Raw genomic sequence first — 799 nt, forward strand, 5'->3', positions numbered from 1 at the left:
AGTCTTGTGTCGTGGTAAACCCAATTCTCTCACAACGGGCCGCTGTTCATTTTCTGAGGGTCCGGACAGAGACCCTCAGAATCGCGCTGAATAAGCCTCAAGGCGAGCTCGAAGAATCGCTAGGTTTCGCTTCGGCTTCATGCCCCTCGCCCCCCCGGGGGGGCGACGCCTCGAGCTTGTCGAGCTCGGCACTGTTCAGCATCCGCAGACGGATGGTGACACCCCGCTCAGGAACCTCGACGTCCTCCGTTCTGAGGCCATCAGTCCTCAAGGCCCGATCAAGCGAGAGGAGCATAGCGTATTACCTTTCGATCACGGGTTCTGAGAATGCCGTGTGCGATGGCCCCACACGTGATGTACGATCCAGGCCATGGCCCAGAAGACTGTGATTGAGTTCTTTGACGATCTATCCGGCGAGAAGTCGGACGAGATCCAGACGCATGACTTCTCACTGAATGGGGTGGAATACGAAATCGACCTCACGCCTGAGAACTATGACAAGCTGGACGCAGCCCTGCGCCCGTTCATCGATTCGGGCCGGAAAAAGGGCCGCGCCAAGCGCGGGGCGCGCACACGCGGCGCGGCCGTCGGTCCGAGCGCCGACGAGGTGCGGGCCTGGGCTAAGGGGAACGGGTACGAGGTGAACGACCGGGGCCGCGTCCCCACAGCCATCCGTGAGGCCTACGACAAGGCCCACTAGTACTCCAGTGGGACTTCACCATTACCGCTGGTCAGGAGCGGTCTTTCCAGCCTAGCGGGCGGACGGTGCACCGCGGGCCGGTATCGGGGAGCCGCCTCG

General features: G+C 62.1%; 1 protein-coding gene. It reads left to right on the forward strand.

Going from position 1 to position 799, the window contains the following annotated elements; all coding sequences use genetic code 11:
- Positions 1–370 precede the first annotated feature (370 nt).
- Complete coding sequence (locus tag IG74_RS0144805; RefSeq protein WP_030689650.1) at positions 371–700, forward strand: histone-like nucleoid-structuring protein Lsr2; 330 nt, start codon at positions 371–373, stop codon at positions 698–700.
- The last annotated feature ends 99 nt before the right edge of the window (positions 701–799 follow it).

The organism is Streptomyces sp. NRRL B-1347 (assembly GCF_000720325.1).
Classification (GTDB): Bacteria; Actinomycetota; Actinomycetes; order Streptomycetales; family Streptomycetaceae; genus Streptomyces.